Source organism: Burkholderia sp. Bp8994 (assembly GCF_003853805.1).
In the GTDB taxonomy this organism is placed as follows: Bacteria; Pseudomonadota; Gammaproteobacteria; order Burkholderiales; family Burkholderiaceae; genus Burkholderia.
In genome coordinates, this window is the sequence record NZ_QTQH01000018.1 from 69234 (window position 1) to 95460 (window position 26227).

Consider the following 26227-nt stretch of genomic DNA (forward strand, 5'->3'; position numbering starts at 1 on the left):
GTCAGGCCTGGGACGCTGCGAGCTTCTGCTCGAGTTCCGCGACGCGCTTCTCGAGTTCCTCGAGACGCACGCGGGTGCGGGCGAGCACCTGTGCCTGCGTGTCGAACTCCTCGCGCGTGACGAGATCGAGCTTCGAGAAGCCTTGCGACAGCATGGCCTTCACGTTGCGCTCGACATCCTTGGCCGGCGAGTTTTTCAGCAGGTCGCTGACGCGCGACTGCAGGTCGTTGAAAACATCGCTGGGTTGCTTCATGAGATTTCCTTCCTTGCACAAAAAGTGTGCATCTTCAGTTGCGCACGTGCCCATGATGCACGCATGACCGGAAATGGTGCGCGCGTGGCGCGAATTCCGGGCATGGCGCCCGCATGGGTGAATGGCCCGGAGATCCGGGACGTGCGTGCACTCTAGCAATGATCCTTTCGGCGCGCCAGCAAACCTGGGCCACGTTGGCCATTCGGCCGGGCTTCCGCATCTTTCCGTACCTTTCAGCACCCGATGCAACCCCGTTTCGGAGCCATTCGAGGCGGTGCTCGCGCGAACATGGCATGCGAGTTGCTGAGGAGAGACGGTCACACCATTCCAACCAATTCGACGGGATCAACCTGCGAGAGGACTCCATGAAACTGATTACCGCAATCATCAAGCCGTTCAAGCTCGATGAGACGCGCGAAGCGCTCTCCGCGCTCGGCGTCTCGGGCATCACGGTCACTGAGGTGAAAGGGTTCGGGCGCCAGAAGGGGCACACCGAGCTGTACCGGGGCGCCGAGTACGTGGTCGATTTCCTGCCGAAGATGAAGATCGAGGCGGCCGTGTCCGACGATCTCGTCGACCAGGCGGTCGAGGCGATCGAGCGTGCAGCCCGCACCGGCAAGATCGGCGACGGAAAGATCTTCGTCACGCCGATCGAGCAAGTGATCCGGATCCGGACCGGGGAGACCGGCGCAGACGCGCTGTAACAGACCAAGACAAGCGACAAGAGGAAACCCGAGATGCGCAAACTTCTGATGTCCCTGCTGATGGCTGGCTCGCTGATCGCGGCTGGCGTCGGTCCCGCGCTCGCCGACGACGCGGCCTCCGCCGCGGCAGCGTCCGCGCCCGCCGCCACGGCGTCCGATGCATCGGCAGCCGCGGCTCCCGCCGCTTCGGCGCCGGCCGCCACCGACGCATCGGCACCTGCCGCTGCCGCCGCACCCGCTTCGGGCGCCGCCTCCGACGCATCGGCCGCCGCCGCCGCGTCCGCGCCGGCCGCACCCGCCGCGCCGACCGAGCCGTTCTCCGTCGATTCGTCGAAGATCAGTGCCGGCGACACCGCGTGGATGCTGACGTCCACCGCGCTCGTGCTGTTCATGACGATCCCCGGCCTCGCACTGTTCTACGCGGGCATGGTCCGCAAGAAGAACGTGCTCGCGACCGTGATGCAGAGCTTCGCGATCACCGCCGCGATCACGGTGCTGTGGACGGTGGTGGGCTACAGCCTCGCGTTCACGCCGGGCAACGGCTTCATCGGCGGCCTGTCGCGCGTGTTCCTGCACGGCATGAACTACATCAAGGGCGACAAGGCGACCACGCTGACCGTCAGCCATCTCGCGACGACGATTCCGGAATCGGTCTACTTCGTCTACCAGATGACGTTCGCGATCATCACGCCGGCGCTGATCTGCGGCGCGTTCGCCGATCGCATGAAGTTCTCGGCGATGCTCGTGTTCATGACGCTCTGGTCGCTGATCGTCTATGTGCCGATCGCGCACATGGTGTGGGAGCCGACCGGCTGGCTGTCGGCCGACGGCGTGCTCGACTTCGCGGGCGGCACGGTGGTGCACATCAACGCCGGTATCGCGGGCCTCGTGTCGTGCCTCGTGCTCGGCAAGCGCGTCGGCTACGGCCGCGAATCGATGGCGCCGCACAACCTGGTGCTGACGATGATCGGCGGCTCGATGCTGTGGGTCGGCTGGTTCGGCTTCAACGCGGGCTCCGCGGTCGCGGCCGACGGCCGTGCCGGCTTCGCGATGCTGACCACGCAAGTGGCGACCGCCTGCGCGGCGCTCGGCTGGATGTTTGCGGAATGGGTCGCGAAGGGCAAGCCGTCGGTGCTCGGCATCGTGTCGGGCGCGGTCGCGGGTCTCGTGGCGATCACGCCGGCTGCCGGCTTCGTCGGCGTCGCCGGTGCGCTCGTGATCGGCATCGCGGCGGGCGTGATCTGCTTCTGGTCGGCCACGTGGCTCAAGTCGAAGCTCGGCTACGACGATTCGCTCGACGCGTTCGGCGTGCACGGCATTGGCGGGATTCTCGGCGCGCTGCTGACGGGCGTGTTCGCGGTCAAGGACATCGGCGGCGCCGACGGCAGCCTGCTGCTGCAGGCGAAGGGCGTGCTGATCACGCTGGTCTACAGCGGCGTGCTGAGCTTCGTGCTGCTGAAGCTGATCGACCTGACGATTGGCCTGCGCGTGTCCGAAGAGGAAGAGCGCGAGGGCCTCGACGTGATCCTGCACGGCGAACATGTCGAATAAGTCACAAGGATGACGGCGGGCCGCCGCGCAGACGGCGCCCGCCACGAATGAGCGCAGCGACTTCGGCCCGCCACCCGGCGGGCTTTTTTTCTCCTGCCGCGTGCTGCCGTAGCGCATAACCCTTCAGGCTATCGGGTCAATAGCCGAAAACTTCCTCCATATCCTTGTGAAGCCGGGAACAATCCCCAAATGGGCAAGGCAATTGCTCTACAATCTTCATTCTCCCGCTCGCGAGTGATTCATGGTTCCCCACCTCGTTACCGCGTTGAACGGTCCGCTGCTCGAGCTCGAGCAGAAGATCCTCGACGCGACGCCTGCGATCGAACGCTGGTTCAGGCTCGAATGGCAGGAACACACCCCGCCGTTCTATTGTTCGGTGGACCTGCGCAACGCCGGTTTCAAGCTGGCGCCCGTCGACGCGAACCTGTTCCCCGGCGCGTTCAATAATCTGCCGTCCGAAGTGCTGCCGCTCGCCGTCCAGGCCGCGATGGCGGCGATCGAGAAGATCTGCCCGGACGCGAAGAACCTGCTCGTGATTCCCGAGCTGCCGACCCGCAACGCGTTCTACCTGGAAAACGTCGCGCGGCTCGCGACGATCATGCGCCAGGCCGGCCTGAACGTGCGCTTCGGCTCGCTCGACCCGAGCATCACCGACATGACGCCGATCACGCTGGCCGACGGCCAGAAGATCGTGCTCGAACCGCTCGAGCGTTCGCAGCGCCGCCTCGGCCTGAAGAATTTCGATCCGTGCTCGATCCTGCTGAACAACGACCTGTCGGCCGGGATTCCCGCCGTGCTGGAGAACCTGCACGAGCAGTACCTGCTGCCGCCGCTGCACGCGGGCTGGGCCGTGCGCCGCAAGTCGACGCACTTCTCGTGCTACGACGACGTCGCGAAGAAGTTCGCGAAGATGGTCGGCGTCGATCCGTGGATGGTGAATCCGTATTTCGCGCACGTCGAAGGCGTCGACTGGCAGGCGCATGAAGGCGAGCAGGCGCTCGCCGACGCGATCGACGGCGTGCTGAAGAAGATCGCGCGCAAGTATCGCGAATACGGCATCAGCGAAAAGCCGTACGTCGTCGTGAAGGCCGACGCGGGCACCGCCGGGCGCGGCGTGATGACCGTGCACGACGCGGCCGAGATCGGCCGCATGTCGAAGGCCGAGCGCGCGCAGATGGCCGAGTCGAAGGCCGGCCTCGCGGTGCGCGACGTGATCGTCCAGGAAGGCGTGTACACGTTCGAGCGCGTCGGCGACGAAGTGGCCGAGCCGGTCGTGTACATGATCGACCGCTACGTGGTCGGCGGTTTCTACCGCACGCACGGCGGCCGCGAGCGCGACCAGAACCTGAACGCGCCCGGCATGCACTACGTGCCGCTCGGCTTCGAGCACACCGCGCTGCCGGATGCCGGCGCGAAGCCGGGCGCCGCGCCGCCGAACCGTTTCTACATGTACGGCGTCGTCGCGCGCCTGTCGCTGATCGCGTCGTCGATCGAACTGGAAAAGACCGATCCCGAAGCCATCCAGGTGTAACGGCTTCGCTACGTACAGGACCCGCATGGACATTCTCTTTATCGCCGACCCGCTCGAGCGCTTCAAGATCTACAAGGATTCGACCTACGCGATGATGGCGGAGGCCGCGCGGCGCGGGCATGCGGTGTACGCGTGCCAGCCGCACCAGCTCGCATGGACGGGCTCGGGCGTCGAGGCTGACGTGCAGCGCGTGACGATCGTCGGCGACACGGCCGACCTGCATCGCCATCCGTGGTTCGAGGCGGCCGCGCACGAATCGCGTCAGCTGACGTCGTTCGGCGCGGTGCTGATGCGCAAGGATCCGCCGTTCGACATGGAATACGTGACGGCCACCTGGATGCTCGAGCTTGCCGAACGGGCGGGCGCGCGCGTGTTCAACAAGCCCCAGTCGATCCGCGATCACTCGGAGAAGCTCGCGATCGGCGAGTTTCCGCAGTTCGTCGCGCCGACGCTCGTCACGCGCGACGCCGCGCGCCTGCGAGCGTTCCATGCCGAGCATGGCGACGTGATCGTGAAGCCGCTCGACGGCATGGGCGGGATGGGCGTATTCCGCGTGAAGGCCGACGGGATGAATCTCGGCGCGATCATCGAGATGCTCGGCCACGACGGCACGCGCTCGCTGATGATCCAGAAGTTCATTCCCGAGATCACGGCGGGCGACAAGCGCATTCTGCTGATCGCCGGCGAGCCGGTGCCGTATTCGCTCGCGCGGATTCCGCAGGGCAGCGAGGTGCGCGGCAATCTCGCCGCGGGCGGGCTCGGCGTCGCGCAGCCGCTGACGCCGCGCGACCGCGAGATCGCCGCGACGCTCGGGCCGGTGCTCGCCGCGCGCGGGCTGCTGCTGGTCGGGCTCGACGCGATCGGCGACTGGCTGACCGAGGTGAACGTGACGAGCCCGACGTGCTTCCGCGAAATCATGGAGCAGACGGGTTTCGACGTCGCCGCGATGTTCATCGACGCGCTGGAGCGGGCGGCCGCGTAGCCCGCTTTCCGCGCAAGCCCGGCGGCGGCCGCGCAGGCCCCCCGTCGCCGGAGCGGTTCGACCGGCCTGCTACAATGCCCGCTTGCCCGGTGCCGCGACCAGCGCGCCGAAGGCCCGGCGGTCGGGCCGAAACCGTTGCAAGGCTGAACATGAAACGTTTCCCATACTCGCTATGCTCGTTGCCCCGCTGCGGGGCGTCGGCCCGCCAAGGGCGGCCGGGGGCAGTCTGACATGGCCGGGATTCTGATCATCGCGCACGCGCCGCTCGCCACCGCGCTGCGGGACTGCATCGCGCACATCTACGGCGGCGTGCCCGCGCGCATCGGCTGCATCGACGTGCTGGCGGACAGCGACCCGACCCAGGTGATGGCGTTCGCGCACGCGGAGCTCGCGCGGCTCAGGGAAGAGAACGGCGTCGTCGTGCTGACCGACATGTACGGCGCGACGCCCGCGAACATCGCGGGCCAGCTCGCGAAGCTCGACAACGTGCGCGTGCTGGCGGGCGTGAACCTGCCGATGCTGGTGCGCGCCGTCTGCTACCGTACCGTGCCGCTCGACAAGCTCGTCGACAAGGCGCTGTCCGGCGGCGCGAAGGGCGTCCACGAGGTGTCTGCCGGCACGCCGCCGCCGCCTTCGGAAACCGGCTGCGGCCAGTGCGCGCCGATTCCGCCCGAGCCGCAACCGCGCACCGAATCGCACTGACCGTCCCGTTTTCCGTTTTAGACCGACCCGCCGACGCACGTCGCCGGCGGCCTCGACCGACCCGACCGAGAACCATGCTTCAACAAGAAACCACCATCGTCAACAAATTGGGGCTCCATGCGCGCGCATCGGCCAAGCTTACGCAACTGGCCGGCAACTTCCAGTCGGAAGTCTGGATGACGCGCAACGGACGCAAGATCAACGCGAAAAGCATCATGGGCGTGATGATGCTCGCGGCGGGCATCGGCAGCAGCGTGACGATCGAGACCGAAGGTCCGGACGAGCGCGAGGCGATGGACGCGTTGCTCAAGCTGATCGCGGACAAGTTCGGCGAAGGTCAGTGATCCGGGGCCTGCCCCGCGATCGTTGCCGTTTCGAAGCAGAATGCCGCGTATGTCGCGGCATTTTTTTCGTCCGTAGCATTGATGCGGAAATCGCAATGCTGCGCTGCATGCAGCCAGCACGGAGGTGCGGAATTTATAATCGCTAACCGGGGTCATAAGCGCATCGCAGCAGTGTGCCGCGGCTTTACATGTACAGAGGAGGTGCGCGTGTCCTTCACGCTGCATGGCATTCCCGTCTCACGTGGTATCGCGATCGGGCGAGCGTATCTGATCGCGCCGGCGGCGCTCGACGTCGCCCATTACCTGGTCGAGGCGAACCAGATCGACGCCGAGGTCGAGCGTTTCAGCACGGCGCGCGAGGTCGTGCATCGCGAACTCGAGGCGCTGCGCGCCGACCTGACCGACGACACCCCGACCGAAGTGGGCGCGTTCATCGACGTCCACGCGATGATCCTGAGCGACGCGATGCTCGTGCAGGAAACCATCGACCTGGTCCGCACGCGACGCTACAACGTCGAATGGGCGCTGACCGAGCAGCTCGAGCTGCTCACGCGCCACTTCGACGATATCGAGGATGAATACCTGCGCGAGCGCAAGGCCGACATCGAGCAGGTGGTCGAGCGCGTGCTGAAGGCGCTCGCCGGTGCGCCGTCGGCGTCGCAGGCGCTCGATCGCGCGGCCAAGAACGGTACGAACGAGATGATCGTCGTCGCGCACGACATCGCGCCGGCCGACATGATGCAGTTCAAGACGCAGTCGTTCCAGGCGTTCGTCACCGACCTCGGCGGCCGCACGTCGCACACGGCGATCGTCGCGCGCAGCCTCGGCATTCCGGCCGCGGTCGGCGTCCAGCATGCGAGTTCGCTGATCCGCCAGGACGACCTGATCATCGTCGACGGCGACCAGGGGATCGTGATCGTCGATCCCGCGCCGATCGTCCTCGAGGAATATTCGTACCGCCAGTCCGAGAAGCTGCTCGAACAGCGCAAGCTGCAGCGCCTGAAGTTCTCGCCGACGCAAACCCTGTGCGGCACGAAGATCGACCTCTACGCGAACATCGAGCTGCCCGACGACGCGAAGGCGGCGGTCGAGGCCGGCGCGGTCGGCGTCGGGCTGTTCCGCTCCGAGTTCCTGTTCATGCATCAGAAGGAGATGCCCGAGGAGGAGGAGCAGTTCGCCGCGTACAAGCGCGCGGTCGAGTGGATGAAGGGCATGCCGGTGACGATCCGCACGATCGACGTCGGCGCGGACAAGCCGCTCGAGGCGCTCGACGAAGGCTACGAGACGGCGCCGAACCCGGCGCTCGGCCTGCGTGCGATCCGCTGGAGCCTGTCCGAGCCGCAGATGTTCCTCACGCAGCTGCGCGCGATCCTGCGCGCGTCCGCGTTCGGGCAGGTGAAGATACTGATCCCGATGCTCGCGCACGCGCAGGAGATCGACCAGACGCTCGACCTGATCCGCGAGGCGAAGCGCCAGCTCGACGACGCGGGGCTCGCATACGATCCGAACGTGCGCGTCGGCGCGATGATCGAGATCCCGGCCGCGGCGATCGCGCTGCCGCTGTTCCTGAAGCGCTTCGATTTCCTGTCGATCGGCACGAACGACCTGATCCAGTACACGCTCGCGATCGACCGCGCGGACAACGCGGTCGCCCACCTGTACGACCCGCTGCATCCGGCGGTGCTGCACCTGATCGCCTATACGCTGCGCGAAGCGAAGCGTGCAGGCGTGTCGGTGTCGGTGTGCGGGGAGATGGCGGGCGATCCGGCGCTCACGCGCCTGCTGCTCGGGATGGGGCTCACCGAGTTCTCGATGCACCCGAGCCAGTTGCTGGTCGTGAAGCAGGAGATCCTGCGCGCGCACCTGAAGGCGCTCGAGAAGCCGACGGCCGACGTGCTGGCCGCGTTCGAGCCGGAGGAAGTGCAGGCGGCGCTCAAGCGCCTGTCGGTCGCGGAACCGCGCGCGGACGCGGCCGCCTAGGCGGCGCGGACTGCGCGGCGAAACCGTCGCGCGCGTCGCGAAGGTAGCGAAACGTCGCGCATGCGCCGCCCGGCGCATGCGTTTATGCATCCCGCGCGCGTCAGTGCCGGCCCTGGCACACGGGGCAGTCGGCCTGGCGCGCGATCTTCATCGTCGCCCATTCCATCCGCAGCGAATCGAGCATCATCAGCCGCCCGTTGAGCGTCGTGCCGATCGCGCCGATCACGCGCAGCGCTTCGGCGGCCTGCATCGCGCCGATGATCCCGACCGTCGGCGCGAACACGCCCATCGTCGCGCACGCGACTTCCTCGAACGGCTGGTCCTCCGGAAACACGCACGCGTAACAGGGCGCGGCCGGGTCGCGGAAGTCGAAGGTGCTGATCTGGCCGTCGAAGCGCAGCGCGGCGCCCGACACGAGCGGCACGCCGTGCGCGACGCACGCGCGGTTGATCGCATGCCGCGTCGCGAAGTTGTCGGTGCAGTCGAGCACGACGGTCGCCTGCGGCACGTGCGCGTCGAGCCATGCATCGTCGACGCGCGCCGCGACCGCATGCACGGTCACTTCCGGGTTCAGCTGCCCGAGCGTGTCGCGCCCCGATTCGACCTTGCTGCGGCCGACCGAGGCCGTCACGTGCAGGATCTGTCGCTGCAGGTTCGTGAGGTCGACCGTGTCGGCGTCGACGAGCGTGATCGTGCCGACCCCGGACGCCGCGAGATACATCGCGGCCGGCGAGCCGAGACCGCCGGCACCGACGACGATCGCATGCGCGTCGAGGAAGCGCTGCTGCGCCTCGATGCCGATTTCGTCGACGAGGATGTGGCGGGAGTAGCGGAGGAGTTGATCGTCGTTCATGGGAGAGGTCGGGTGAGGCATGCCGCCGGCGGCGGCGCGGACGCCTCTGCGTCCATCTGCGTATTCTAGGCGCACATGAAAAACGGGCCATCGCGGTCTTCCCGCGATGGCCCGTCGGATGCCGGCCGGCGCTTACTGCGGCGCCGACGCGGGCTTCGGTGCGGCGGCCTTCGTGCCCGACGCCTTCGCGGGGGACGCGGCCTTGGTCGCAGGGCTCTTCGTCGTGCTCTCGGCGAGCAGCGACTTCGATTCCTGCACCGCCTTGCCCTCGAGCTTGTTGAGCGCCTGCTGCATCATGAAGTCGTCGGCGCTGCCGAACTCGATCGGCTTGCGATCGCGGTCCTTCTGGCGTTGCTCCGGCGTCTTCTTGTCGTTCTGCTCCTCGAGGACGCGCAGCTGATCCATCCGGCGCTGCTCGCGCTCTTCCTGTTCCTTCTTCTCATTCGGATCCTGCGTGTTCGCGAGGTGGTTCGTGTAGTCGACCTCGCGCGTCACGAGCACGTCGTCCGGATCGCCGTCCGCATACTGATCGACCGGCACGTCGGGCGTGATGCCCTTGTTCTGGATCGAACGGCCGCTCGGCGTGTAGTAGTAGGCGGTCGTCAGGCGCAGCGCGGTGTCGGCCGTCATCGGACGGACCGTCTGCACCGAGCCCTTGCCGAACGTCGTCTTGCCCATGATCTGCGCGCGCTTCGAATCCTGCAGCGCGCCGGCGACGATCTCCGACGCGGACGCCGAGTAAGCGTTCGTCAGCACGACCATCGGCACGGTCTTGAAGATCGGCGGCAGGCTCTTCAGCGGATCGCCGTCGAAGGACGGCAGGCGGTAGTTGTCGTAGGTGTCGCGGTAGACCTGCTTCGAATCCGGGATCTGGCCGTTGGTCGACACGACGACGGAGTCGGGCGGCAGGAACGCGCCGGCGACGCCGACCGCGCTCTGCAGCAGGCCGCCGCCGTTGTTGCGCAGGTCGACGATCAGGCCCTTCAGGTTCGGCTGCTGGCGCGCGATGTCCTGCAGCTTCGCGGCGAGATCGGGCGTCGTGCGCTCCTGGAAGCTCGTGATCCGGATATATGCGTAGCCCGGGTCGAGCAGCTTCATCTTCACGCTCTGGACCCTGATGATCGCGCGCGTGACCGTGATCGGGAACGTGCGGTCGTCGCTCTTGCGGAAGATCGTCAGCGTGACCTTGGTGCCCGGCTCGCCGCGCATCTGCTTGACGGCCTTGTCGAGCGTCATGCCGCGCACCGGCTTGTCGTTGATGCGCGTGATCAGGTCGCCCGGACGGATGCCGGCGCGGAACGCGGGCGTATCTTCGATCGGCGAGATCACCTTGACGAGGCCGTCTTCCTGCGAGATCTCGATGCCGAGGCCCGCGAAGCGGCCCTTGGTCTGCTCCTGCAGCTCGTCGTAGTCGGTCTTGTCGAGGAACGACGAGTGCGGGTCGAGGCTCGACACCATGCCCTTGATCGCCGCCGTCAGCAGCTTCTTGTCGTCGACCGGCTCGACGTACTCGCGCTTGATCTGGCCGAACACTTCCGCGAACAGGCGGAGCTGGTCGAGGGGAAGCGGTGCCGTGGCGGTCTGCTCGGCCGATGCCGAAACCTGCAGCGTGGCGAATACGCCCGTGGCGAGGCCCGCGGCAATCAGGCCGATGTTCTTCAATTTCATTCGCATAGAGAGTCTGGTGCGGTCGGGAAGCGCGTGGCGGTAGCGGGGATGTAGCGGACAAGTATAACTGTTCGCCCGATTGCTCAGTGGACCGGTGCGAAATGGTCCGGGAGCCCGGTCCCGGCGGGGGCGCCGGATGCGCAGCGGATTCGAAAGCGGGTTCGACAGCACCGGGGCCGCGAAGGTTCGCGCCCGCGCGCCGGAGCGGCCGGGCAGGCCGCGCGCGAGGCGGCCCGCCCGGCACGACGGGTATCAGCCCGCCTTGCCCTGCTTCGCGACGGCGGCCTGCGCCTTCGCGATCGCGTCCTGGTCGCCCAGGTAGTAGTGCGTGATCGGCTTCAGGTTCTCGTCGAGCTCATACACGAGCGGCACGCCGTTCGGGATGTTCAGGCCGACGATGTCGCTGTCCGAGATGCCGTCGAGGTACTTGATCAGCGCGCGCAGCGAGTTGCCGTGCGCGGCGATCAGCACCTGCTTGCCCGCACGGACGGCCGGCGCGATCGACTCGTTCCACAGCGGCAGCACGCGCGCGACCGTGTCCTTCAGGCATTCGGTGAGCGGCAGCTGCTCGCGCGGCACCTTCGCGTAGCGCGGGTCGTCGAACGGCGCGCGCTCGTCGGTCGGCTCGAGCGCCGGCGGCGGCGTGTCGTAGCTGCGGCGCCACACGAGCACCTGCTCGTCGCCGAACTTGGCGGCCGTTTCCGCCTTGTTCAGGCCCGACAGCGCGCCGTAGTGGCGCTCGTTCAGGCGCCACGAGTGGACGACCGGCAGGTACATCAGGTCCATCTTGTCCTGCACGTGCCACAGCGTGCGGATCGCGCGCTTGAGCACCGACGTGTAGGCGATGTCGAACGTGTAGCCGGCCTCCTTGAGCAATTCGCCGGCCTGGTAGGCCTCGTTGCGACCCTGTTCGGTCAGGTCGACGTCGACCCAGCCGGTGAAGCGGTTTTCCTTGTTCCACGTCGATTCGCCGTGGCGGATGAGAACGAGTTTGTACATGGATCTTGCGGTCGGTAGTGATAGGGAAGCGGGGCGCGTCGCGCGGTACCCGGCCCGGGTCCGCCATCGCGCAAGGCGGTTATTTTATAATGGCGCGATTGTCCTCATCCGATTTCTCTTTTTCCGGCGGCATTCCGTGACGTTCTTTACCAATTACACGAACCTGGCCCTTATCGCGATCCTTCTGGTTTCCGGCGGCCTGCTCGCATGGCCGGCCCTGCGCCGCGGCCGCGGCGGCCTGTCGGCCGCGGAGGCGACGCAGCTCATCAATCGCCGCAACGCGGTCGTGATCGACCTGCGTACCGCGTCCGACTTCGCCGCCGGCCACCTGCCGTCGGCGCGCCAGGTCGCCGCCGGCGAGATCGGCGCGAAAATTGCGCAGGTCGCGAAAAACAAGAGCACCCCCGTGCTGCTCGTCTGCCAGAACGGCCAGCAGTCGCAGAAGGCGGCGCGCGAGGTCGAGGCGGCAGGCTATGCCGAGGTACACGTGCTCGAGGGCGGCGTCGCCGCCTGGCAGCAGGCCGGGATGCCGGTCGTCAAACAAGGAGTGGCGAAGTGAGCAAGGTTTTGATGTACAGCACGCAGGTGTGTCCGTATTGCATTCAGGCCGAGCGCCTGCTGAAGCTGCGCGGCGTGGAGCAGATCGAAAAGGTGCTGATCGACCGCGATCCGGCCCGCCGTGAGGAAATGATGACGCGCACCGGCCGTCGCACGGTCCCGCAAATCTACATAGGCGACACGCACGTCGGCGGCTACGACGATCTGTCGAAGCTCGACCGCGAAGGCGGGCTCGTGCCGCTTCTGCAAGCGGCCTGATTAGGGCAGAATGGCCGCCGGCCGCGCCGCGGCATGAGCGCGCAGGATTCAACCGAGGCGGCCGGCGTGAAGCCGGGCCGCCGCGTCACCACTTTTAGGGAAACACCATGTCCGACGTCGAAAACCAACCGTTCTTCAACATCCAGCGCGTCTACCTGAAGGATATGTCGCTCGAGCAGCCGAATTCGCCGGCGATCTTCCTCGAGCAGGACATGCCGTCGGTTGAAGTCGAAGTCGACGTCAAGGCCGAACGTCTCGCGGAAAGCGTCTTCGAAGTCGTCGTGTCGGGCACCGTCACCGCGAAGGTGAAGGACAAGGTCGCGTTCCTGATCGAAGCGAAGCAGGCCGGCATTTTCGACATTCGCAACATTCCCGACGAACAGCTCGACCCGCTCGTCGGCATCGCCTGCCCGACGATCCTGTTCCCGTACCTGCGCTCGAACATCGCCGACGCGATCACGCGTGCGGGCTTCCCGCCGATCCACCTGGCGGAAATCAACTTCCAGGCGCTGTACGAGCAGCGTCTCGCTCAGCTTCAGCAGCAGCAGGCCGGTGCGGCAGGCGCGCCGAACGGCACGACGCTGAACTGACGTTTCACTCCGGACCGGTGCTGGGTATGAAAGTAGCCGTTCTCGGCGCCGGTGCCTGGGGCACCGCGCTCGCGGGCCATCTGGCCGCGCGGCACGATACGCTTCTCTGGGCGCGCGACGCCGCGCTGATCGCCGGGCTGCAGGCCCGGCACGAAAATTCCCGCTATCTGGACGGCATCGCGCTGCCCGATGCGCTGCGCTACGACGCCGATCTCGGCGCGGCGCTCGCGCACGGCGCCGCGGACGACGCACTGTGCGTGATCGCAGCACCCGTGGCCGGGCTGCGCACGCTGTTCGGCGCGATGCGCGACGCGGGCTGCGTGCCCGCGCATGTCGTGTGGGTCTGCAAGGGCTTCGAGGCCGACACGCATCTGCTGCCGCACCAGGTGATCGCGGCCGAGCTGCCGGGGCAGCACAGCAACGGCGTGCTGTCGGGGCCGAGCTTCGCCCGCGAGGTCGGGCTCGCGCTGCCCGTCGCGCTGACGGTCGCGAGCACGTCCGCCGAATGCCGCGAGCGCACGCTGGCCGCGTTCCATCACGGCGCGATGCGGATCTATACGGGTGACGACGTGGTCGGCGTCGAGGTCGGCGGCGCGGTGAAGAACGTGCTGGCGATCGCGACCGGCATCGCCGACGGCCTCGGCCTCGGGCTGAACGCGCGCGCCGCGCTGGTCACGCGCGGTCTCGCCGAAATGTCGCGGCTCGGCGTCGCGCTCGGCGGCCGCGCGGAGACCTTCACGGGCCTCACGGGCCTCGGCGACCTGATCCTCACCGCGACGGGCGACCTGTCGCGCAATCGCACGGTCGGCCTGCAGCTGGCGGCCGGCCGCTCGCTGAACGACATCCTCGGCGCGCTCGGCCATGTGGCCGAAGGCGTGCGCTGCGCACAGGCCGTGCTCGCGCTCGCGCGCGCGCAGGCGATCGAAATGCCGATCACCGAAGCCGTGTGCGGTGTGCTGTTCGACGGCGTCGCACCGCGCGATGCGGTCAGCGGCCTGCTGCGGCGCGACGCGCGCGCCGAATAACGCCGACGAATCACACCGATTTTTTGCGGCCGGGCCCGCTCGCGCAAAGCGGGCGGCGCCAAAGCGCACTACGCTTGAACCGTCTCCGGCGTTTCGGGAGGGTGTCATGCTGCAGATCGGTTCCACCACGCTCGACGCGCAACGCGTCGACATCACGACGCTCGACGTCGACGTGATCGTCAATGCTGCGAACGGTTCGCTGCTCGGCGGCGGCGGGGTCGACGGCGCGATCCATCGCGCGGCCGGCCCGGGCCTGCTCGCCGAGTGCCGCACGCTCGGCGGCTGCGAGACCGGCGACGCGAAGCTCACGCGTGGCCACGGGCTGCCGGCCCGGTACGTGATTCATGCGGTCGGCCCGGTGTGGCACGGCGGCGGGCGCGGCGAGCCCGAGTTGCTCGCGGCATGCTACCGGCGTGCGATCGAGCTGGCCGAGGAGGTTGCGGCAACCTCGATCGCATTCCCGGCGATCAGCTGCGGCGTGTACCGCTATCCGGCCGAGGAGGCCGTCGACATCGCGGTCGGCACGGTCGCCGAAATGCTGCCGCAGGCGCCGAACCTCGCACGCGTGGTGTTTGCGTGCTTTTCATCCGACATCTACGACCTGTATCGCGCGCGGCTCGCGCGTATCTAGCGCGTGAGCGGATCCGGCCGCGCGTCAGGCGCCGCCTTCGAAGCCGGCCTGGCGCCACGCCTCGAACACGACCACCGCCACCGTGTTCGACAGGTTCAGGCTGCGGTTGCCCGGCCGCATCGGCAGGCGTACGCGCTGTTCGTTCGCGAAGCGTTCGAGCACCTCGGCCGGCAGGCCGCGTGTTTCCGAGCCGAACACGAACCAGTCGCCCGGCACGAATGCATGGTCATGGAAGCGGCCCGAGCCACGGGTCGTGAACGCGAACATCCGCGCGGGATCGGGTGCTTCGGTCGCGACGAACGCGTCCCAGTCGCGATGCACGCGCATTTCCGCGTACTCGTGATAGTCGAGGCCCGCGCGGCGCATCTTCGCGTCGTCGAGCGGAAAGCCGAGCGGCTCGATCAAATGCAGGCGCGCGCCGGTATTGGCACACAGGCGGATCACGTTGCCGGTGTTCGGCGGAATTTCGGGGGCGACGAGGACGACGTTGAACATGGTTGGGTCTGGCTGGGCCGGCCGGGACGGAGCGACGTGCACTCGTCCTGGCCGGCCGGTTCGTGACGGCCGGCGCCGCGCGCGGGCGGCCGGCCTCTCTATCTAATTAATCCCTGGCGGTGCGCAGCGCAACCAGATTCGTCACGCGTGCGGCGCCCGCCGCCTTCAATGCCTGCGCGGCCGCCGCGAGCGTCGCGCCGGACGTCATCACGTCGTCGACGAGTGCCACGTGGCGGCCGGTGAGGTCGCCCGCCACCGCGAACGCCGCGCGCACGTTGTCGCGCCGCGCGCGCCGGTCGAGCCGCGACTGCGGCGCGGTTTCGGCCACGCGTGCCAGCAGCGCCGCGTCGGCGCGCACGCCGAGCCGGCGCGCGAGCGGCCGCGCGATCGCCCACGCCTGGTTGTAGCCGCGCGCGACGAGCCGACCGTGCGACACCGGCACCGGTGCGATCACGTCGAAGCCGCCGGTGGCGCGCAGCGCGTCCGTGTCGTCGATCCGCTGTGCGAGCCGGGCCGCGAATTCCGCGCCGAGCGCGAGCCGCGCATGAAACTTCAGGCCGCGCGCGAGCCCGTCGAGCGGGGCGCGGTAATCGGCGAGCGCGAGCGTCGCATCGAACGGCGGCGGCGTCGCGCGGCATGCTTCGCACCGGTACGCGGACGCGGAACCGGCGCCGCCGTGCCCGCCGCGGGCTGCGCGCGGCCGCGGCCGCCCGACGCCCAGCGGCACGGCGCAGACGTCGCAGCGCAGCCGCGCTTCGTTCCAGTACGCGGCGTCGCAGGCGCTGCAAATCACCGGATGTGACAAATTGCCGCACAGCGCGCACCGATTCGGCAAGGCGAGTGCGACGACGCGCACGGCCAGCGCGCGAACCTGCGACAAAACGACGCGCATCGGGCGCGGGGCGGAACTGCGATCCATCGCGAACACTCCTGGCGGCCCCGCCTCGATGAAGGCTGCGAGGCGAGCGAGTATACTTCGGGCTCTTCGCCAGTGTGCCCGACATGTCCCCAGCTTCGACTTCAACCGGCCGTCCGGCCAATGACGCCCGGCGTCTGCGGCGGATCTTCGATCGCCGCGCCGCCACGTTCGACGCGGTCGCGTTCCTGCCGCGCGAGATCGCGCAGCGGATGAACGAGCGCCTCGAATACATCAAGGTGAGCCCCGCGGCCGTGCTCGACGCAGGCTGCGGCCCGGGCGACGACCTGCCGGCGCTGCGCGCGCGCTTTCCCGAAGCCCCGGTGTTCGGCGTCGACCTGTCCGGCGCGATGCTCGCACGGGCGGGCCAGCGCGAGGTCGAGCAGGCGAGCTGGCGCCGCTGGCTGCCCGCGTCGCTCGGCCGGGCGCTGGGCCAGCGCGGCCCGCGCGTCGCGCAGGCCGACTTCTCGGTGCTGCCGTTCGCGGCCGGCGCGTTCGACCTGATCTGGTCGAATCTCGCGCTGCACTGGCATTCGCGTCCCGATACGGTGTTCCCTGAATGGCAGCGCGTGCTGCGCGTGAACGGCCTGCTGATGTTCAGCACGCTCGGCCCCGACACGCTGCGCGAGCTGCGCGCGGCCTGCGCGGACGCCGAAGCGGCGCTCGGCATCGCGCCGCCGGCCGCGCGCGTCGTCGATTTCGTCGACATGCACGACCTCGGCGACATGCTCGTCGAGAGCGGCTTCGAGATTCCGGTGATGGACCAGGAAGTGCTGACCGTCACGTACAAGACCCCCGATTCCCTGCTGGCCGACGTGCGCCGCTGGGGCGCCTATCCGTTCGACCGCGCGGTGCCGCAGCATGCGGCGCGGCGCTTTCGCGCGGCGCTCGGCGACGCGCTGGAAGCGCGCCGGCGCGCGGACGGCACGATTGCCCTGACGTTCGAGGTGATCTACGGCCACGCATGGAAGGCCGTGCCGCGCACGACCCCCGAGGGGCACGGCATCGTGCGCATCGAAGATATCGGCAAGGGGCGTCCGAAGAATCGGTAAAGCGGTAAAGAGGGGTTTTGTTATGTCTGAAATTAGCGGCGCAAAGCGGGGTCGAATAGACGCCAAAAACGGCCGGGAAGCTTGTGGCGCTTGGCTCGCGGGCCGATAGCCGCTTGCTTGTGGATGCCATTGAACCCGCCTATAATGCGTCAGCTTGTCGTCCCGGGGTCCCCGCAATACGGGCCGACGAGTCCGATGCAGGCATGCATCGCATGCCATTCGCGTGAGGCGGCGATGGAAGCAGCAAGGGTGTCGGCGGAGACGAACGATGAACCGGTCCTCGAAGACTGGCTCATGAAACGCAACTGTTCGGTGTCGCCGCGCCAGTTCGTGCTGTTTTACGCGTCGCTCGCGGGCTTCTCGCTGGTGATCGCGGCAGTGCTGATGTGGCGGGGGGCCTGGCTCGTCATGCCCTTCACGGGAATCGAATTGCTGGCGGTCGGCGTCGCGTTTGCGATCCATGCCCGTCATGCGGTCGATTACGAGCGCATCAGGCTGTTTCCGCACCGGCTCGTGATCGAGCGGATGGATGCGGAGCGGCTCACGCAGATCGAATTCAATCCGCGCTGGGTGCGGGTCGAGCCGGGTGCGACGCCACGCGATCCGATTCGACTGGTATCGCGCGGGCAGACCGTCGTAATCGGGCAGCATCTCGCGCAGCACAAGCGTGCGCAGTTCGCCGACGAACTGCGCGTGTCGCTCAGGCGCTGCGGCTGACGAGGCGCGGGCACCGGCCGGAACAGGCCGGCGCCTTGCGACGGGGGAGGGTTTGAATGGAAATTTTGGGTAAGGATGCTATGAAAACAATCAAGCGAGCCCTCACGGGCGTGCTGGCATGCAGCGGATTGCTCTTTGCCGGCGCGGCTCTGGCGGTCGGTGATAGCCCGGGCGGCCCCCGCGTCAACGAGATCAACTTTCAGCCGCCTGTCACGAAGATCGCCGAGGAGCTCTACGATCTCCACACGATGATGCTGATCCTGTGTACGGTGATCTTCGTCGGCGTGTTCGGCGTGATGTTCTATTCGATCTTCGCGCACCGCAAATCCAAAGGCCACAAGGCCGCCAATTTCCATGAAAGCACGACCGTCGAAATCATCTGGACGATCGTGCCGTTCATCATCGTCGTGCTGATGGCGCTGCCGGCCACGAAGGCCGTCGTCGCGATGAAGGACACGACCAACGCCGATCTCACGATCAAGGTCACCGGCTACCAGTGGAAGTGGGGCTACGACTACGTGAAGGGTCCGGGCGAGGGCATCAGCTTCCTGTCGACGCTCAGCACCCCGCGTGACGAAGTGATGGGCAAGAAGCCGATCACCGAGACCTACCTGCAGGAAGTCGACAACCCGCTCGTCGTGCCGGTCAACAAGAAGATCCGCATCATCACGACCGCGAACGACGTCGTTCACTCGTGGTACGTGCCGGCGTTCGGCGTGAAGCAGGATGCGATCCCCGGCTTCGTGCGCGATACGTGGTTCAAGGCCGACAAGGTCGGCACGTTCCGCGGCTTCTGTACCGAACTGTGCGGCAAGGAACACGCGTTCATGCCGGTCGTGGTCGTGGTGCTGTCGGACGACGACTACGCGAAGTGGGTGAGCGCGCAGAAGGCCAAGCTGGCCGGCGCATCGGTCGATCCGAACAAGGTTTACACGATGGCCGAACTCGTCGCGCACGGCGAGGAAGTCTACAAGGCGAACTGCGCGGCCTGCCACCAGGTGAACGGCAAGGGCCTCGGCGCCTTCCCGGCGATGGACGGCAGCCCGATCGTGAACGGCCCGATCGCCGGCCACGTCGAGCGCGTGCTGCACGGCAAGGGTGCGATGCCGTCGTGGGCGTCGCTGTCGGACCTCGACATCGCATCGGTCATCACGTACGAGCGCAACTCGTGGGGCAACCACAAGAACGACCTGCTGCAGCCGAAGCAAGTGACCGACGCGCGCAACGGCAAGATGCCGGAAGACGTGGCGGGCGCCGCGGCGCCGGCCGAAGCGGCCTCGGCACCGGCGCAAGCCGCGTCGGGTGCGGCCGAGCAACCGGCGGCAGCGTCGGCATCGGCGGCTGTGTCGACGATCTACTTCGAAACGGGCAAGAGCGTGCTGCCGGCCGACGCGAAGGCGGCGATCGCCGCAGCGGCCGACTATGCGAAGGCACATCCGGACGCGAAGCTCGCGCTGTCGGGTTTCACCGACAAGACGGGCTCGGCCGACGCGAACGCCGAACTGGCCAAGCATCGTGCACAGGCCGTGCGCGACGCGCTGAAGGCAGCAGGCGTGGCGGAAGACCACATTATTCTCAAAAAGCCGGAAACGATCACGGGCGGGGCTGACGCGAAGGAAGCCCGGCGGGTCGAGATCGGGCCGGCGGCTTGACGTGTCGCTGAGTTAGTCGACGTATTCGCATTAGGAGATTCTCATGTCTAGCATCGGGCACGACGTAGCCGCGGACCACGCGCACGACGACCACGCGCACGAAATGCCGCACGGCTGGCGGCGCTGGCTGTTCGCCACCAACCACAAGGACATCGGTACGCTGTACCTGCTGTTCTCGTTCATCATGTTCCTGTCGGGCGGCGTGATGGCACTCGGCATCCGTGCCGAGCTGTTCGAGCCGGGCCTGCAGATCATGCGTCCGGAGTTCTTCAACGAACTCACGACGATGCACGGCCTGATCATGGTGTTCGGCGCGATCATGCCGGCGTTCGTCGGCTTCGCGAACTGGATGATTCCGCTGCAGATCGGCGCGTCCGACATGGCGTTCGCGCGGATGAACAACTTCAGCTTCTGGCTGCTGCCGGTCGCGGCCGTGCTGCTGGTCGGTTCGTTCTTCGCGCCGGGCGGCGCGACGGCCGCCGGCTGGACGCTGTACGCACCGCTGTCGACGCAGATGGGCCCGGGCATGGACTTCGCGATCTTCGCGGTCCACATCATGGGCGCGTCGTCGATCATGGGCGGGATCAACATCGTCGTGACGATCCTGAACATGCGCGCACCGGGCATGACGCTGATGAAGATGCCGATGTTCGCATGGACCTGGCTGATCACCGCGTACCTGCTGATCGCCGTGATGCCGGTTCTGGCAGGCGCGATCACGATGGTGCTGTTCGACCGCCACTTCGGCACGTCGTTCTTCAACGCGGCAGGCGGCGGCGACCCGGTGATGTACCAGCACATCTTCTGGTTCTTCGGCCACCCCGAGGTGTACATCATGATTCTGCCGGCGTTCGGGATCGTGTCGCAGGTGATCCCGGCGTTCGCACGCAAGACGCTGTTCGGCTATAGCTCGATGGTGTACGCGACGGCGTCGATCGCGATCCTGTCGTTCATGGTCTGGGCGCACCACATGTTCGCGACGGGCATGCCGGTCACCGGTCAGCTGTTCTTCATGTACGCGACGATGCTGATCGCGGTGCCGACGGGCGTGAAGGTGTTCAACTGGCTCGCGACGATGTGGCGCGGCTCGATGACGTTCGAGACCCCGATGCTGTTCGCGATCGGCTTCCTGTTCGTGTTCACGTTCGGCGGCCTGACGGGCCTGATGCTGGCGATGGCGCCGCTCGACATCCAGTACCACGGCACCTACTTCGTGGTGGCGCACTTCCACTACGTGCTGGTGGCAGGCTCCCTGTTCGCGCTGTTCTCGGGCTGGTACTACTGGGCGCCGAAGTGGACGGGCTGGATGTACAACGAGACGCGCGGCAAGATCCACTTCTGGTCGTCGATGATCTTCTTCAACCTGACGTTCTTCCCGATGCACTTCGTCGGTCTCGCGGGCATGCCGCGTCGTTATGCGGACTACCCGGCGCAGTTCACGGACTTCAACCAGGTGGCGACGATCGGCGCATTCGGCTTCGGCCTCGCGCAGGTGTACTTCCTGTTCGCGGTCGCGCTGCCGGCCTACCGTGGCGGCGGCGACCTGGAAAAGGCGTCGGACAAGCCGTGGGATGGCGCGACGGGCCTCGAGTGGACGGTGCCGAGCCCGGCTCCCTTCCACACGTTCGAGCAACCGCCGCACGTCGAATAAGTTTCACCCGGCGTTCCGCCGCTGCCTGCCGCGCAGGCAGGCGCGGCGGGCGCCGAATCGATGTTTCAGCGAAGTTTCAGCGAAGTTTCAGATGAACCGGAATCCACAACAAAGACGAACGCCCGAGCAGATTCGCGCGGGCAACAAGCGGCTCGGCCTCATCCTGCTCGTCATCGCCGCCGTTTTTTTTGTGGGTGTCGTGATCAAGCAGTGGTGGCTGTCCACTCACTGATATGCAGTAACTGACGCAGTAGCGAGGAAGTCGTCGTATGTCGAAGCCGGAAGAGGGCGCCGTCGATCGCGCATTCAATCGTTCGATGCTGGTGAAGCTCTTCGTCGTGGCCGGACTGATGTTCGGCTTCGGCTTCGCGCTGATTCCGATGTATCGCGCGATCTGCCAGATCACCGGCATCAACAACCTGGTGCAGCGCGATGTCAGCGAACGCGAGGTGAAGAACTCGCAGGTCGACATGAGCCGCACGGTGTCGGTCGAGTTCGATGCGAATGCGCGCGGCCCGCTCGGTTTCAAGCCGGAGCGCAACAGCCTCGACGTGCATCCGGGCGAACTGACGACGATCGTATACGACGTGACCAACGGGCAGGGCCGGCCGGTGGTGGCGCAGGCGATTCCGAGCTACGCGCCGAAGCAGGCGACGGAGTTCTTCAAGAAGATCGAGTGTTTTTGCTTCACGCAGCAGACGCTGGCTGCGAACGAGTCGCGCAAGATGCAGGTGGTGTTCGTGATCGATCCGAAGCTGCCGAAGGACGTGAAGACGATCACGCTGTCGTACACGTTCTTCGAGCTGAACACGCCGGCCGCGCCGGCGCCGGCACCGCGCAAGACGGCGGCGCAGGGCGACGCGAAGCCGGACGCATGACGACGGAGACGGGGCAGTGACAGAGACCAAGCGGAGCGGGTCGTTCGGCCAGGCGTTGCGAGCGGTGTTGTGGTCGTTCTTCGGGGTGCGCAAGCGGCGCGACCTGGAGGCCGACGCGACGCAGCTCAATCCGCTGCACGTGCTGATCGTCGCGTTGATCGCGGCCGGTGTGTTCATCGGCGTGCTGATCCTGATCGTGCGTGCGGTCGTGGGCTGAGGCTCGCGGCCACGAAAGAATGCAGTGCGTAGCGCCCGGGCGCTGCGTGCGGGAAAGAGCGGCGGCGGTCGTGCCGTGCAAGAAATAAAGCCGGAGCGGTTTCCGGTACACAAATTGGACTGAAGTGGAGAATCAAGCATGAGCGGTCAAAACCAGACCCCGTACTATTTCGTGCCGCATCCGTCGCAGCATCCGATCAGCGCGGCCTGCGGCCTGCTGGTCATGCTCGCGTCGGTGGCGCTGTGGATCAACGGTCACGACTGGGCTCCGTACACGGCGCTGCTTGGCCTGCTGTGGTTGCTCTTCACGCTGTACCACTGGTTCGGCGATTCGATCGCCGAGTCGGAAGGCGGTCATTACGGCAAGAACGTCGACAAGTCGTACCGCTGGAGCATGAGCTGGTTCATCTTCTCCGAAGTCATGTTCTTCGGCGCATTCTTCGGCGCGCTGTTCTACGCGCGTGAAATCGCGCTGCACCAGCTCGGCAGCCTCGACTACAAGCTGATCTGGCCGGATTTCTCCGCCGTGTGGCCGAACGAAGGCCCGGCCGCGCTCGCCGGTCACTTCAAGACGATGGGCCCGTGGCCGATCCCGACGCTGAACACGGCGCTGCTGCTGTCGTCGGGCGCGACGCTGACGGTGTCGCACCACGCGCTGCGCGACAATCATCGCAACAAGGCGATCGCGTGGCTGGCCGCGACGCTCGTGCTCGGCGTCTGCTTCCTGTTCACGCAGGGCTTCGAGTACTACCACGCGTACAACGAACTGAACCTGACGCTGAACTCGGGCGTGTACGGCTCGACGTTCTTCCTGCTGACGGGCTTCCACGGCTTCCACGTGTTCCTCGGCGGCACGATGCTCGCGGTGGTGCTGGTGCGGATGATCCGCGGCCACTTCAAGCCTGATCACCACTTCGCATTCGAAGGCGCCGCGTGGTACTGGCACTTCGTCGACGTCGTCTGGCTCGGCCTGTACGTCGTCGTCTACTGGCTGTAAATGCAACAACGGCCCGCGCAGCGATGCGCGGGCCGTTTTCATTGGCGGGGACGGGGCAGCGGCCGGCTGCTTGCGCTCAACGCCAATCCGGCGCCGCCGCGACTCAGTCAGGCGGCGCTTTTGCTTGGTAGCTCCGCTGTGCGGCGAAATGTCACAGCGATTACAGAGGCCGGCGCGGTGAAGGCATCAACGCCCGATCGGCAGGCCGGTCGAATGGATCCAGCCCATCCAGTTCGCGAACAGGATGAACAGGAACAGCGAGATCGACAGCCCGACACGGGTGGCAAGCGACCACACCATGCGTTTCGTATGGCCGCGGTCTTGCATCATGAAGTAGAGCGCCGAGCCCATGCTGGCGACGATGAGGACGAAGGCGATGGGAACGAGGATGTGCATGACACGAACCGGACGACGGCAATTCGAAAGGAAGAGGATAATTATCGCACTTCGCTTTCGCGAATGCGCCTCGCGGGTGGCCCGATGAAGATCCGCTGGCTGCCTGCGCTGCTGATTCTCGTCGTCGTCGCGGTCACGATTCGCCTCGGGTTCTGGCAGCGCGACCGCGCGCACCAGAAGGAAGCGCTGCAGGCGAACGTCGTGCGTTACGAGCACGCGGTGCCCGTCGACGTCGGTGCGCAGCCGATTCCGCTCGCGTCGATCGAGTTCCACCGCGTGCGGGCGAAGGGCCGCTTCCTGCCGGAGCAGGCGGTGTTCCTCGACAATCGGCCGTATAACGACCAGCCGGGTTTTTACGTCGTGATGCCGTTTAAACTCACGGGCGGCGGCGTCGTGCTGGTGAACCGCGGCTGGCTGCCGCGCAACATCGCCGATCGCACGGCGATCGAGCCGTTCCCGACGCCCGGCGGCGAGATCGAGATCGAAGGCATCGCGCGCGCCGACGCGTCGCGCGCGTTCGAACTCGGCGAAGGCGGCTCGGCCGCGCACCAGAAGATCCGGCAGAACCTGGACGTCGCCGCGTATGCGAAGGAAACGGGGCTGCCGCTGCAGCCGTTCGTGATCCAGCAGACGAGCGACGACGGCGACAAGCTCGTGCGCGACTGGCCGGCGGCGACGACCGGCGTCGAGCGCAATTACGGTTACATGTTTCAGTGGTGGGCTATGGCGGCGGTCGCGCTCGGCTTTGGCCTGTACGCCGCGCGGCGTGCGGCGAAGAAGTCGGCCGGCGCGTGAGCGCCATGGCAGGACGCGGCGCACGCGCGCCGCGGGTTCGTTTCGAGAGGTCTGATTTGTCCATGCAATCTTCCCGTCAGGGTCCGGCCGCCGCGCCGATCTCGCCCGCCGCCCGCAAGCGCGGCCGCTGGATGCTCGTGCTGCTGGGTCTCGTGTGCGCGGCGCCGATCATCGCGTCGTACTTCACCTATTACGTGATCAAGCCGAAGGGCGGCTCGACCAACTACGGCACGCTGATCGAGCCGCAGCGGCCGATCCCGGCCGACCTGCAGGTCACCGACGAAACCGGCAAGACGGTGCCGCTGTCGTCGCTGCGCGGCGTGTGGCTGTTCGTGATGACCGACCGCAGCGCGTGCGACGATGCATGCGCGCAAAAGCTCTACTTCATGCGCCAGATCCGCGTCACGCAGGCGGGCGAGCGGCACCGGATCACGATGGTGTGGCTGCGCAGCGATGCGGGCGCGATTCCGCAGAAGGTTCTGGAAGCCTATCCGGACACGCGCCGGCTGGTCGCCGATCCGGCCGCGGTGGCTGCATGGCTGCCGGCCGACGCCGGCACGAAGGACAGCGACCACCTCTACATGGTCGATCCGAACGGCAACCTGATGATGCGTTTCCCGAAGGACCCGAATCCCAGCAAGATCAAGTCGGACGTGACCAAGCTGCTGAAGTGGTCGAGCATCGGCTAAGGCGAGACGACGAGGCAACCATTCGATGTCGTATCTACTGCAACTCGGCCTGATCGGCCTCTGCATCGCGCTGCTGCCGCTGTCGTACGTGTGGGTGAAGGCCGACGACGACAAGTTCCGCAAGCTGGTGTGGATCACCACGTTCCTGACCCTCGACCTGGTGATGTTCGGCGGCTTCACGCGGCTGACCGATTCGGGCCTCGGCTGCCCCGACTGGCCCGGCTGCTACGGCACGTCGTCGCCGTTCATCGCGCACGCCGCGATCACGGCCGCGCACCAGGCAATGCCGACCGGCCCCGTCAGCATGACGAAGGCATGGATCGAGATGATCCACCGCTATTTCGCGATGGCGATCGGCGTGCTGATCATCGCGCAGGTCGTGATCGCCTGGTCCGCGCGGCTGCGCCGCCGCCCGCTGCACGTGTCGCCGTGGTGGCCGACGAGCCTCTTGCTGCTGATCGTCGTGCAGGGCGTGTTCGGCGCGTGGACGGTCACGATGAAGCTGCAGCCGGTGATCGTCACGACCCACCTGCTGCTCGGCCTCATGCTACTCGGCACGCTCGGCTGGCTCGCGGCGCGGCAGACGCCGCTGCCGTCGCATGACCCGGAGGCCGGCCGCTACCGCGCGGCCGCGCTCGCGGCGCTGGTGCTGCTGGTCGTGCAGATCGCGCTCGGCGGCTGGGTGAGCACCAACTACGCGGTGCTCGCGTGTACCGACTTCCCGACCTGCAACGGCCAGTGGATTCCGCCGATGAACTTCGGCCAGGGCTTCCATCTGTGGCGCGCGCTCGGCATGACGAAGGACGGCGACGCGATCACGCAGGACGCGCTGGTCGCGATCCACTGGACCCACCGCACGTTCGCGTTCGTCGTCGTCGCATACCTGGTCGCGTTCGCGCTGAGGATGCGCCGCTTCGAGTCGCTGCGCCGGCCCGCGAACGGCGTGCTGCTGGTGGTCCTGCTGCAGTTCCTGACGGGCCTGACCAACATCGTGCTGCAGTGGCCGCTGCCGGTCGCCGTCGCGCACAACGGCGGTGCCGCGATCCTGCTGCTGCTCGTCGTCATGTTAAACTTTCGCATCCTTTCAAGCCGCCCCGGCCGTGTCGTGCAGCCCGCGCGCGACGCCGCCCCGGCGTGACCGTCC

30 protein-coding genes are annotated in these 26227 nt (G+C 67.0%); 23 read left to right on the forward strand and 7 right to left on the reverse strand.

The genetic code is table 11. The features are described 5' to 3' along the window. Window position 1: 1 nt before the first annotated feature. Window positions 2–253, reverse strand: a complete 252-nt coding sequence (locus DIE04_RS20530; RefSeq protein ID WP_006398174.1) for an accessory factor UbiK family protein — start codon at window positions 251–253, stop codon at window positions 2–4. Between the two features lie 365 nt (window positions 254–618). Here DIE04_RS20530 and DIE04_RS20535 point away from each other — a divergent pair, with 365 nt between their 5' ends. The 7 genes from DIE04_RS20535 (at window position 619) to ptsP (ending at window position 8047) form a co-directional block, all read left to right on the forward strand. Next, window positions 619–957, forward strand: coding sequence for a P-II family nitrogen regulator (locus DIE04_RS20535; RefSeq protein ID WP_006398175.1), 339 nt, complete (start codon window positions 619–621; stop codon window positions 955–957). A gap of 33 nt (window positions 958–990) precedes the next feature. Next, window positions 991–2508 carry an ammonium transporter gene (locus tag DIE04_RS20540; RefSeq protein WP_124486541.1) on the forward strand — a complete coding sequence of 506 codons (1518 nt, stop codon included), beginning with the start codon at window positions 991–993 and terminating at the stop codon, window positions 2506–2508. A gap of 241 nt (window positions 2509–2749) precedes the next feature. Beyond that, window positions 2750–4039, forward strand: a complete 1290-nt coding sequence (gshA, locus tag DIE04_RS20545; RefSeq protein WP_044848231.1) for a glutamate--cysteine ligase — start codon at window positions 2750–2752, stop codon at window positions 4037–4039. Between the two features lie 25 nt (window positions 4040–4064). Next, window positions 4065–5021, forward strand: coding sequence for a glutathione synthase (gshB, locus tag DIE04_RS20550; protein ID WP_124520704.1), 957 nt, complete (start codon window positions 4065–4067; stop codon window positions 5019–5021). Window positions 5022–5252: 231 nt separating this feature from the next. Next, window positions 5253–5723, forward strand: a complete 471-nt coding sequence (locus tag DIE04_RS20555) for a PTS sugar transporter subunit IIA (RefSeq protein WP_044848229.1) — start codon at window positions 5253–5255, stop codon at window positions 5721–5723. Window positions 5724–5797: 74 nt separating this feature from the next. Next, a complete protein-coding gene (locus DIE04_RS20560; RefSeq protein WP_006752075.1) occupies window positions 5798–6067 on the forward strand; it encodes an HPr family phosphocarrier protein in 270 nt (89 codons plus the stop codon). A gap of 207 nt (window positions 6068–6274) precedes the next feature. Then, entirely contained in the window at window positions 6275–8047 is a 1773-nt protein-coding gene (gene ptsP / locus DIE04_RS20565; protein ID WP_044848237.1) for a phosphoenolpyruvate--protein phosphotransferase, read from the forward strand. 100 nt (window positions 8048–8147) lie between these two features. On the opposite strand, the gene DIE04_RS20570 is transcribed toward ptsP, so the two are convergent. The 3 genes from DIE04_RS20570 to gpmA all read right to left on the reverse strand — a co-directional run bounded on the left by DIE04_RS20570 (window position 8148) and on the right by gpmA (window position 11567). Further along, the gene (locus DIE04_RS20570; protein ID WP_124520706.1) at window positions 8148–8900 is read right to left on the reverse strand and encodes a HesA/MoeB/ThiF family protein; all 753 of its coding nucleotides are present in this window, start codon (window positions 8898–8900) and stop codon (window positions 8148–8150) included. A gap of 132 nt (window positions 8901–9032) precedes the next feature. Further along, window positions 9033–10574, reverse strand: coding sequence for a S41 family peptidase (locus DIE04_RS20575; protein WP_124486538.1), 1542 nt, complete (start codon window positions 10572–10574; stop codon window positions 9033–9035). Between the two features lie 246 nt (window positions 10575–10820). Next, entirely contained in the window at window positions 10821–11567 is a 747-nt protein-coding gene (gene gpmA, locus DIE04_RS20580; protein WP_044848226.1) for a 2,3-diphosphoglycerate-dependent phosphoglycerate mutase, read from the reverse strand. Between the two features lie 136 nt (window positions 11568–11703). Between gpmA and DIE04_RS20585 the strand changes: the two genes are divergently transcribed. From DIE04_RS20585 to DIE04_RS20605, 5 genes are all read left to right on the forward strand, one after another. Further along, the gene (locus DIE04_RS20585; RefSeq protein WP_050014781.1) at window positions 11704–12126 is read left to right on the forward strand and encodes a rhodanese-like domain-containing protein; all 423 of its coding nucleotides are present in this window, start codon (window positions 11704–11706) and stop codon (window positions 12124–12126) included. Then, a complete protein-coding gene (grxC, locus tag DIE04_RS20590) occupies window positions 12123–12383 on the forward strand; it encodes a glutaredoxin 3 (RefSeq protein ID WP_044848224.1) in 261 nt (86 codons plus the stop codon). Before DIE04_RS20585 ends, grxC begins: the two co-directional genes overlap by 4 nt. Window positions 12384–12490: 107 nt before the next feature. After that, window positions 12491–12973 carry a protein-export chaperone SecB gene (gene secB, locus DIE04_RS20595; RefSeq protein WP_014895954.1) on the forward strand — a complete coding sequence of 161 codons (483 nt, stop codon included), beginning with the start codon at window positions 12491–12493 and terminating at the stop codon, window positions 12971–12973. Between the two features lie 26 nt (window positions 12974–12999). Beyond that, window positions 13000–13998: an NAD(P)H-dependent glycerol-3-phosphate dehydrogenase gene (locus tag DIE04_RS20600; RefSeq protein WP_044848223.1), complete on the forward strand. Its 999-nt coding sequence runs from the start codon at window positions 13000–13002 to the stop codon at window positions 13996–13998. A gap of 106 nt (window positions 13999–14104) precedes the next feature. After that, window positions 14105–14629, forward strand: coding sequence for an O-acetyl-ADP-ribose deacetylase (locus DIE04_RS20605; RefSeq protein ID WP_124486536.1), 525 nt, complete (start codon window positions 14105–14107; stop codon window positions 14627–14629). A gap of 24 nt (window positions 14630–14653) precedes the next feature. Here DIE04_RS20605 and trmL read toward each other — a convergent pair whose 3' ends face one another. Continuing rightward, window positions 14654–15124, reverse strand: a complete 471-nt coding sequence (gene trmL / locus DIE04_RS20610; protein ID WP_044848221.1) for a tRNA (uridine(34)/cytosine(34)/5-carboxymethylaminomethyluridine(34)-2'-O)-methyltransferase TrmL — start codon at window positions 15122–15124, stop codon at window positions 14654–14656. Between the two features lie 106 nt (window positions 15125–15230). Further along, a complete protein-coding gene (locus tag DIE04_RS20615) occupies window positions 15231–16043 on the reverse strand; it encodes a ComF family protein (RefSeq protein ID WP_124520708.1) in 813 nt (270 codons plus the stop codon). An 83-nt stretch (window positions 16044–16126) separates the two neighbouring features. Between DIE04_RS20615 and DIE04_RS20620 the strand changes: the two genes are divergently transcribed. The 8 genes from DIE04_RS20620 (at window position 16127) to DIE04_RS20650 (ending at window position 23203) form a co-directional block, all read left to right on the forward strand. Continuing rightward, window positions 16127–17092, forward strand: a complete 966-nt coding sequence (locus tag DIE04_RS20620; protein ID WP_124520710.1) for a methyltransferase domain-containing protein — start codon at window positions 16127–16129, stop codon at window positions 17090–17092. A 195-nt stretch (window positions 17093–17287) separates the two neighbouring features. After that, a complete protein-coding gene (locus DIE04_RS20625) occupies window positions 17288–17809 on the forward strand; it encodes a DUF2244 domain-containing protein (RefSeq protein WP_044848219.1) in 522 nt (173 codons plus the stop codon). A 56-nt stretch (window positions 17810–17865) separates the two neighbouring features. Continuing rightward, window positions 17866–19461 carry a cytochrome c oxidase subunit II gene (gene coxB / locus DIE04_RS20630; protein WP_124520712.1) on the forward strand — a complete coding sequence of 532 codons (1596 nt, stop codon included), beginning with the start codon at window positions 17866–17868 and terminating at the stop codon, window positions 19459–19461. A gap of 43 nt (window positions 19462–19504) precedes the next feature. After that, window positions 19505–21112 carry a cytochrome c oxidase subunit I gene (ctaD, locus tag DIE04_RS20635; protein ID WP_044848217.1) on the forward strand — a complete coding sequence of 536 codons (1608 nt, stop codon included), beginning with the start codon at window positions 19505–19507 and terminating at the stop codon, window positions 21110–21112. Between the two features lie 91 nt (window positions 21113–21203). Then, window positions 21204–21344: a cytochrome oxidase small assembly protein gene (locus tag DIE04_RS29830; RefSeq protein ID WP_027789063.1), complete on the forward strand. Its 141-nt coding sequence runs from the start codon at window positions 21204–21206 to the stop codon at window positions 21342–21344. Window positions 21345–21381: 37 nt separating this feature from the next. Continuing rightward, entirely contained in the window at window positions 21382–21990 is a 609-nt protein-coding gene (locus tag DIE04_RS20640) for a cytochrome c oxidase assembly protein (protein WP_044848216.1), read from the forward strand. A gap of 16 nt (window positions 21991–22006) precedes the next feature. Next, on the forward strand, window positions 22007–22207 hold the full coding sequence (locus tag DIE04_RS20645; protein WP_006760730.1) for a DUF2970 domain-containing protein: 201 nt from the start codon (window positions 22007–22009) through the stop codon (window positions 22205–22207). 138 nt (window positions 22208–22345) lie between these two features. Then, the gene (locus tag DIE04_RS20650) at window positions 22346–23203 is read left to right on the forward strand and encodes a cytochrome c oxidase subunit 3 (protein ID WP_044848214.1); all 858 of its coding nucleotides are present in this window, start codon (window positions 22346–22348) and stop codon (window positions 23201–23203) included. Window positions 23204–23389: 186 nt separating this feature from the next. On the opposite strand, the gene DIE04_RS20655 is transcribed toward DIE04_RS20650, so the two are convergent. Continuing rightward, the gene (locus DIE04_RS20655) at window positions 23390–23599 is read right to left on the reverse strand and encodes a twin transmembrane helix small protein (protein WP_044848213.1); all 210 of its coding nucleotides are present in this window, start codon (window positions 23597–23599) and stop codon (window positions 23390–23392) included. Between the two features lie 84 nt (window positions 23600–23683). Between DIE04_RS20655 and DIE04_RS20660 the strand changes: the two genes are divergently transcribed. The 3 genes from DIE04_RS20660 (at window position 23684) to DIE04_RS20670 (ending at window position 26221) form a co-directional block, all read left to right on the forward strand. Continuing rightward, on the forward strand, window positions 23684–24394 hold the full coding sequence (locus tag DIE04_RS20660) for an SURF1 family protein (RefSeq protein ID WP_260426278.1): 711 nt from the start codon (window positions 23684–23686) through the stop codon (window positions 24392–24394). A gap of 62 nt (window positions 24395–24456) precedes the next feature. After that, entirely contained in the window at window positions 24457–25083 is a 627-nt protein-coding gene (locus DIE04_RS20665; RefSeq protein WP_124486530.1) for a cytochrome C oxidase subunit I, read from the forward strand. Between the two features lie 25 nt (window positions 25084–25108). Then, window positions 25109–26221, forward strand: a complete 1113-nt coding sequence (locus DIE04_RS20670) for a heme A synthase (protein ID WP_124486529.1) — start codon at window positions 25109–25111, stop codon at window positions 26219–26221. Window positions 26222–26227 lie beyond the last annotated feature (6 nt).

What these genes read in the sequence shown, in the direction of transcription:
- DIE04_RS20530 (WP_006398174.1), bottom strand. Translation starts at nt 253, where the DNA reads ATGAAGCAACCCAGCGATGTTTTCAACGACCTGCAGTCGCGCGTCAGC.
- DIE04_RS20535 (WP_006398175.1), top strand. Translation starts at nt 619, where the DNA reads ATGAAACTGATTACCGCAATCATCAAGCCGTTCAAGCTCGATGAGACG.
- DIE04_RS20540 (WP_124486541.1), top strand. Translation starts at nt 991, where the DNA reads ATGCGCAAACTTCTGATGTCCCTGCTGATGGCTGGCTCGCTGATCGCG.
- gshA (WP_044848231.1), top strand. Translation starts at nt 2,750, where the DNA reads ATGGTTCCCCACCTCGTTACCGCGTTGAACGGTCCGCTGCTCGAGCTC.
- gshB (WP_124520704.1), top strand. Translation starts at nt 4,065, where the DNA reads ATGGACATTCTCTTTATCGCCGACCCGCTCGAGCGCTTCAAGATCTAC.
- DIE04_RS20555 (WP_044848229.1), top strand. Translation starts at nt 5,253, where the DNA reads ATGGCCGGGATTCTGATCATCGCGCACGCGCCGCTCGCCACCGCGCTG.
- DIE04_RS20560 (WP_006752075.1), top strand. Translation starts at nt 5,798, where the DNA reads ATGCTTCAACAAGAAACCACCATCGTCAACAAATTGGGGCTCCATGCG.
- DIE04_RS20570 (WP_124520706.1), bottom strand. Translation starts at nt 8,900, where the DNA reads ATGAACGACGATCAACTCCTCCGCTACTCCCGCCACATCCTCGTCGAC.
- DIE04_RS20575 (WP_124486538.1), bottom strand. Translation starts at nt 10,574, where the DNA reads ATGCGAATGAAATTGAAGAACATCGGCCTGATTGCCGCGGGCCTCGCC.
- gpmA (WP_044848226.1), bottom strand. Translation starts at nt 11,567, where the DNA reads ATGTACAAACTCGTTCTCATCCGCCACGGCGAATCGACGTGGAACAAG.
- secB (WP_014895954.1), top strand. Translation starts at nt 12,491, where the DNA reads ATGTCCGACGTCGAAAACCAACCGTTCTTCAACATCCAGCGCGTCTAC.
- DIE04_RS20600 (WP_044848223.1), top strand. Translation starts at nt 13,000, where the DNA reads ATGAAAGTAGCCGTTCTCGGCGCCGGTGCCTGGGGCACCGCGCTCGCG.
- DIE04_RS20605 (WP_124486536.1), top strand. Translation starts at nt 14,105, where the DNA reads ATGCTGCAGATCGGTTCCACCACGCTCGACGCGCAACGCGTCGACATC.
- trmL (WP_044848221.1), bottom strand. Translation starts at nt 15,124, where the DNA reads ATGTTCAACGTCGTCCTCGTCGCCCCCGAAATTCCGCCGAACACCGGC.
- DIE04_RS20615 (WP_124520708.1), bottom strand. Translation starts at nt 16,043, where the DNA reads ATGGATCGCAGTTCCGCCCCGCGCCCGATGCGCGTCGTTTTGTCGCAG.
- DIE04_RS20620 (WP_124520710.1), top strand. Translation starts at nt 16,127, where the DNA reads ATGTCCCCAGCTTCGACTTCAACCGGCCGTCCGGCCAATGACGCCCGG.
- DIE04_RS20625 (WP_044848219.1), top strand. Translation starts at nt 17,288, where the DNA reads ATGCAGGCATGCATCGCATGCCATTCGCGTGAGGCGGCGATGGAAGCA.
- coxB (WP_124520712.1), top strand. Translation starts at nt 17,866, where the DNA reads ATGGAAATTTTGGGTAAGGATGCTATGAAAACAATCAAGCGAGCCCTC.
- ctaD (WP_044848217.1), top strand. Translation starts at nt 19,505, where the DNA reads ATGTCTAGCATCGGGCACGACGTAGCCGCGGACCACGCGCACGACGAC.
- DIE04_RS29830 (WP_027789063.1), top strand. Translation starts at nt 21,204, where the DNA reads ATGAACCGGAATCCACAACAAAGACGAACGCCCGAGCAGATTCGCGCG.
- DIE04_RS20640 (WP_044848216.1), top strand. Translation starts at nt 21,382, where the DNA reads ATGTCGAAGCCGGAAGAGGGCGCCGTCGATCGCGCATTCAATCGTTCG.
- DIE04_RS20650 (WP_044848214.1), top strand. Translation starts at nt 22,346, where the DNA reads ATGAGCGGTCAAAACCAGACCCCGTACTATTTCGTGCCGCATCCGTCG.
- DIE04_RS20655 (WP_044848213.1), bottom strand. Translation starts at nt 23,599, where the DNA reads ATGCACATCCTCGTTCCCATCGCCTTCGTCCTCATCGTCGCCAGCATG.
- DIE04_RS20660 (WP_260426278.1), top strand. Translation starts at nt 23,684, where the DNA reads ATGAAGATCCGCTGGCTGCCTGCGCTGCTGATTCTCGTCGTCGTCGCG.
- DIE04_RS20665 (WP_124486530.1), top strand. Translation starts at nt 24,457, where the DNA reads ATGCAATCTTCCCGTCAGGGTCCGGCCGCCGCGCCGATCTCGCCCGCC.
- DIE04_RS20670 (WP_124486529.1), top strand. Translation starts at nt 25,109, where the DNA reads ATGTCGTATCTACTGCAACTCGGCCTGATCGGCCTCTGCATCGCGCTG.